This window comes from Halorubrum distributum JCM 10118 (assembly GCF_000337335.1).
GTDB classification, from domain to species: domain Archaea; phylum Halobacteriota; class Halobacteria; order Halobacteriales; family Haloferacaceae; genus Halorubrum; species Halorubrum distributum.
The window spans coordinates 1-5,769 of the sequence record NZ_AOJN01000008.1 but is presented as its reverse complement, the minus strand read 5'-3'; the positions used below and the strand labels follow the sequence as shown (position 1 = coordinate 5,769).

General features: G+C 58.1%; 4 protein-coding genes and 1 pseudogene. 3 read left to right on the top strand and 2 right to left on the bottom strand.

Features of this window, described 5'->3' with window-relative positions:
- Positions 1-85: 85 nt before the first annotated feature.
- From C466_RS00625 to C466_RS00615, 3 genes and pseudogenes are all read left to right on the top strand, one after another.
- Positions 86-313: pseudogene (locus tag C466_RS00625) on the top strand (DUF7567 family protein); the annotation flags it as partial.
- Positions 314-395: 82 nt separating this feature from the next.
- Complete coding sequence (locus tag C466_RS00620) at positions 396-980, top strand: hypothetical protein (protein ID WP_004595475.1); 585 nt, start codon at positions 396-398, stop codon at positions 978-980.
- Between the two features lie 44 nt (positions 981-1,024).
- Complete coding sequence (locus tag C466_RS00615; RefSeq protein WP_049908317.1) at positions 1,025-1,975, top strand: MarR family transcriptional regulator; 951 nt, start codon at positions 1,025-1,027, stop codon at positions 1,973-1,975.
- A gap of 36 nt (positions 1,976-2,011) precedes the next feature.
- On the opposite strand, the gene C466_RS00610 is transcribed toward C466_RS00615, so the two are convergent.
- A complete protein-coding gene (locus tag C466_RS00610; protein ID WP_004595478.1) occupies positions 2,012-3,376 on the bottom strand; it encodes a restriction endonuclease in 1,365 nt (454 codons plus the stop codon).
- A gap of 627 nt (positions 3,377-4,003) precedes the next feature.
- Positions 4,004-4,789 (bottom strand): hypothetical protein, encoded by a 786-nt coding sequence (locus C466_RS00605; RefSeq protein WP_004595480.1) that lies wholly within the window; start codon positions 4,787-4,789, stop codon positions 4,004-4,006.
- Between the last annotated feature and the right edge of the window lie 980 nt (positions 4,790-5,769).

Here is a 5,769-nt window from a genome sequence, read left to right as displayed (position 1 = left end):
TTCGTGGAGTTCACTGTCTGCTTGCTGGGTCGTAGACACACCTTCAGCAAGCAGGCGTTCTAACTAAGCGGCTTTGTGAAGTACTGAGGCTGTGCTCGCGTGCTTCGACACCGACTCGACGTGGAACCTTCACGTCGACGAGAAGCTCCGTCGCGACCTGCCTGACGGCTCGGCACGGGCAAAAATCCTCGGTGCACCGGGTGCCTATGAGATCGACTGGTGGAGTCCAGCACCTGGGGAGGATTGGGAGCCGGTCGAGCGTGGTGAATTCGACGACGTGGAGGAACCAGACAAGGTGTCACATCTCGCGTAGCGGATTGCAATCCCGCTACGACTGTGTGGTGTTGTTTCAGCGCCGGCGATGGGTGCCGGCGCACACGCGCCGGCGAGTACCGATGTCGACACGGAGCCAACTCCGATTCGTCCAACGAGTCGAACAGACCGGTGAGACAGATGGCAGCGCCGACCGCGTCGCGCAGGTGTACCGGCATTCGGACGGGTACCCCGGGAGCGTCCTCCGGGATCTCGCACAACTGAAAGAGCTTCTCGATGCGACCCGCGCAGAGCGTGGCCCGGGCTACACGGCGGCGACCTTCGTGTTCCTCGACAAGCTCTCGACGGTCGACCTCTACCTGGATGGCGACCCAGAGCGAACGATCGACGCGGCTCAGCCAGCGGATCTCCTCGAGCCGTCCAATATGGAGCATCTCGACCAGCCGCTGTTCCTGCTGGGCCATGGTGTCGAAAATCCGGCCGACGGCATCCACGGCGACGAGGAGTACCTCTACGTCGTCGAACTCCCGACGGAGAACCCGTTCGACGAGCCGACCGAGTGGACAGTCAAAGTGAGCGGTCACTCCGCGTTCCCCCGCTGGGACGGCCCGACCGACGAGGCCTTCGAGCAGGCGAGCTGGCAATTCAACGGGTCGCTCGAGGACGCGCTCGCAGAACTGGTCCGGGACGAAGCAGTCGTCAAGTAAAATCCCAAATCGTATTTATATAGTTAGGGTTTAGAAAGACCCAGATGATTTCGAAGGCCGGACTCGCCGTGCTTGACGCGCTGAGTACCGGCCGTAAAGCAACACCGGCGGAACTCGCGGCCGAAACCGGATATTCACGAGACCATCTGTACGACGTACTCGACGAATTGCTCGCAGCGGGATTGCTCACAGAAACCCGTGGGTCCAGCAATCAGCGTCGTGTCCGCATCGCGGAACATCCAGTTACCGAAGCGTATCGAACGCTGCAGGTGGAGTTCAGCCACGTAGACTGGACGGAACTGCTCTCCCCAGCCACACTCCGCGTGTGTTGGTATCTCGATAGACCACGTTACATCGCTGATATCGCAGATCGACTCGGAATCACTCGACAAGGTGTCCATAGCGCGTTATCGCCGCTCAAGCACCGAGCACTACTCTCCAGATCCGATTCGAAGTACGCCCTTCATGACGAAGTCTCGCCGCTGTTGGCGTTCGCCCGGGCTACTGTAGAGCACGAACATCGAGCCCGAGTCCGGGAAATCGCCCCCAGCGCCACGATCGCGTGGTGCGGTCCGAACCGATCCCTCGTCCGCGTACAGACCGCTGAGGATACGGACGCACACCAAGCAGCTCCGGACTGGGAGATGACCGGACTGGGTCGGTTTACAGCGTATGGTCTACAGTTTTTCCTCGCCGGCGAGCCTCCGTTCTGGTATGCTCCAGATGAGGAGCTAACGCCTGCTGAAGTCGTGTGCCATACACTCCTTCTGGATAGCGGATCCCGGCGGGTCAGCTATTCGATGCTGCTGATCGAGTCGGAGGATATCGATCAAGAGACACTTGTCGAGACCGCACGGTGGTACGACCTGGAACCCACTGTGAAAGCGTTGTATCGGCCACTTCGGGGCGACTTCGACAGGACAGATGGTCTGCCAGTCATCCTCCCAAAGAAGGAGGAATATATGGCACTCAAAGAGCAGTACGGAGTCGCGTAACCCCAACCCCGCAGTCTGGCGGAAAATTGCGACTGGTTAGATGATGCCGCCGATCACGAGTAGTCCGACGACGAGCAGCAGCGTCGCAACCACGCTCCCGCCAGCCAGCAGCTTGTTCTCCATCGCCTTCTCGTGGATCGGCATCTCGGCGTACTCCTTGCGGAACGCGCCGAGGTTCTCCTCGTCGTAGAAGTACTTCCTCTTCAGCGCGAACCGTTCGGTCACCGCACAGCCGGTACAGACCGGCTCCCCTTCGAGCCGTTCGGTCTTGATGTGGGTGTCGCAGGCGATCGCCCCGCAGTTCGGACAGTAGGTGTACGTCTCGTCGACGCCGCTCGTTTCGCAGTGGACGCAGCGATGAATCCCGTCCTCCAGAGTGACCCGTGAGGGGCCAGCAGCATAGTATTCGTACGGATACGCGTACTCCAGTATCTCTGTCGTCTGCCGAACCTCAGGTAGATACACCGGCTCAATCGATTGCACTGAGATGTCCAAGAGATTCGGCTCACAGGTCTTGTTGTACGTGACGTTATTGTCGCCGGTGTAGGTCACCGTCGTCGTGTGGTAATCCTGGAGGCGGTCAACAGCCCACTCCTTGTACTCCGTTTGGGTCTGGCCGAACCGTCGTTCGTCGACGTCGTCGAATGCCTCGGTAAACTGCCCGGTATCGAGGGAGACCGTCGCGTGGAAGTTCTCGGTGACCAGCGTCGCGACTTCGTCGTCGGCCACCTTCGGATGGCCGCGCTCAGCGTGGACAACGAACTGTGTGCGGTCGTTGATCCGGTGGATGACACCGACTGAGGTCTCGAAGACAGCGTTCGTGTCGGCGGTAATCGCAACCACTGGTCGGAACGTCACTTGCGAGTGCGGCACCGGCAGATCCGCGGCCTCGATGTTCTCAATGTCGCGGAACGCCTCCTGGACAGGTGCGTCGACATCCGCCGCCGGATCGTACGGTCGGAGCGTCTCGTCACAGAGAATCTCGATGCGCCCGTTGTAGAGATCGAGACCGATTTCGTCGGCGATCTCCCGAAGGTCCTCGCCGTCGATCAGCTCAATGGGATAGGGATCGTCGTTCCGCTGGAGCCGGTCAGCGTACTCCTCGGCAGGGTTCGTAAATCGACCTGTGGTGGCGACCATCCCTCGCTTCGGGCCGTCGAAGTCGAACGTCGCGATGGCCGAGTGCAGCTTCTGGACGACCGGCCGGCCGACCGTCCCGGTGTGCTTGCACTCGACGATGATCGCCCGTCGCGTGCCGTCAACGACCTCCTCCATGATGACGTCGCGCCCCTCGTCGGCCGTCCGCTCGGCCTGGCGGACGTTTTCGTAGCCGAGGTTCCGGAACACGTCCTCCATCACGTCCTCGAACTCGAACCCCGAGAGATCGTCCAGTACAGCCATCCGAATGTAATTAGACAGTATCTTGCTATAACTAAATACGTTGCCGACGGTGGCGACGAAGTCCCGACGACGTGAGCGCTGGTGTTGTTGTTCGTCCCGCAAGGGGTGCGGGACGACACATCCGTCCCGGGTAACCGATGAGTTCTGAGAGCAACAGCGAGATCACTCCCGACAACTGGTGGTTGCAACGCCGAACAGATGACGACCATTTCGTGTTCGCCTACGAGTTCTCGAAATCCGTCCTCTGCCACGTCCAGCAATCCTCGGACTGGCTGGTCCGGGTCGATCGAGCCGATGGGACGATCCTCTTCAGCCAGCACGACCTCCGGTCTCGAGAGGCAGCATTCGCGCTCGCCGAGAGCGTCATGGAGCTCTGTACGCTGCTCCATCGGGAGGTCGTCACGGAGCGGAGCCAAGCGCGAAAGCCGATGTACGTCGGATCCCGACCAACCGGGACCGCGAGTGCGAGCAATCAAGAAGCCGGACGCGGTCCAGACACCGCCCGTCGGCCGTCGGATTCCTTTCCCCGCCAGCCCCCGGAACGACCACGAGGCCTGGGACACCGGGAAGGTGAGTTCCAATAACCGCTAGCCGAGCATACCGCGACGAAGGCTGTGTGGGCGGATGCTATCCAAGGAGATCTCGTTGAGCGCCGCCGAAACTCTCCTTCGGAATGCCGTAGTCAATATTCAGATCGTCGAACCACTGAATCACGATTGGCATGAGTTCTGCCTTCTGACGTGCCATCTCCGCATGGGTCTCCCACGAACCCGAATAAGCAAACGACCATCCTTCGAGACCATGTTCCTCGCAGAGATAGATATCATGTCGAGCAATCCCGGGATCATCGAGGGACGTATCGCCCAACAGCAGAAGATTGATCGTGGAATCCAGAGGTGGCTCTGTGGATTCTTCCGAGGGCTCTATATTGACAGAGATGCTTGCCTGATCGGCGGGACCATTCAATGTCACCTCCGTTTGGAAACTCTCGCGACTGGTGATGCCGGCGATTCGGGATGCTAACTCCTGCTCCAGTCGCTCAATGTTCGACTCGGGACGCTCTATGTCTAAGATGTCACAGAGCTCCTTGATCCGTTGCTCGGACGGATTCTTCTCGTCCAAAATTGAATCGAGCAGTCTTTTCGCTTCCTCTTCTGACAGAGTTTTCGTATCACCATCAAGAGGGGCGAAGTCATCGCGACCGAGCGTTCCGGATCCCTCGGTGTAGATTTCTCCAATCGATTTCAAAGCGTGGATTGTATCCCACGAAATCTCGTCACCATCTTCCAATCCGAAGCGTTCGATGATCGTGTTACCCCGGGAGCGAAGCTTGTAATTGATGTTTCCGAGGTCGGTTGTCCAAGCGCGGATGTAGTAACCAGGATCGTGTTTGTATGCGTTGATCGTCGGCATATTCAACGACCCTCCTCTGGCTGGCTCTGAAATCGACTAAACATGGTGGCAAGCCTGAGTCGAGAGTGATCTGATGACATTCTATCAGGACAGATACACCCATAATCCATAAATTTGGTGTTAGAGCGCTTGAGGACGCCAATTACGCGCGAATAGCGTGCGCGAATTCGCGCGCGTCATTACGCGCGTAAGGGGTTCGAAGGCGACGAGTGACGGCCCCCCACTAGCGACATCGCGGCCGATACCTGTTTTCGAGACATCAACGGCTGATGAGACGCTATCACCGGAGGACATCGGCATCACGACGGCCGATTTTGACGAGATGACCTTCACAGTCGAACGAATGCTCTGTAAAAAGCACGACATCAGCGTCCACCAGAGCGTCGGCTCGCCGAGAGGAACTGGAGAATGTTCACGAAACAGTCCAATCAGAGACCACCGACTCAGATGAGTGAACCACTCTCTCCCGGCATAACGTCATTAGGTTGGATGCGAAACGGGAGATTATGCCTCCATTTCGTGTTCCTGAGACGGTTGCTGATCGGATGGCTGAACTCCTCTTCAAGGATATCAGCTCCACGTACGGGAAGCGAATCCTGTATCCGGGATGTGGGAAAGGTGAATTAATTTCTGCTGTGGAACGATATTTCGAGGACTCGGTGCATAACCCACCATCTGGGGTTGCGATCGATACAGAGGACGAGTATGTCGAGACGGTTCGAGAGAACTACACTGACCAAGTAGAGGTTCGGAAAGGAGACTATCTGAGTGCGGACGCACGCCTTGACTCGTTTGAGTTCGTGCTTAGCTATCCGCCAACCGTCCAGTGGATTGACCTGAGTGAGGAAAAGCAGCGCGAGTATGCTACCTCCTTTGCTCAGATATCTCCGGATCGCTCTTGTGTAGCACATTGTTGATTTCAGAGAGTGGCTTTGACGGCGTGTTTGAGAGCTTCTCGTCCTGGTTTGCGATAGAGTTCT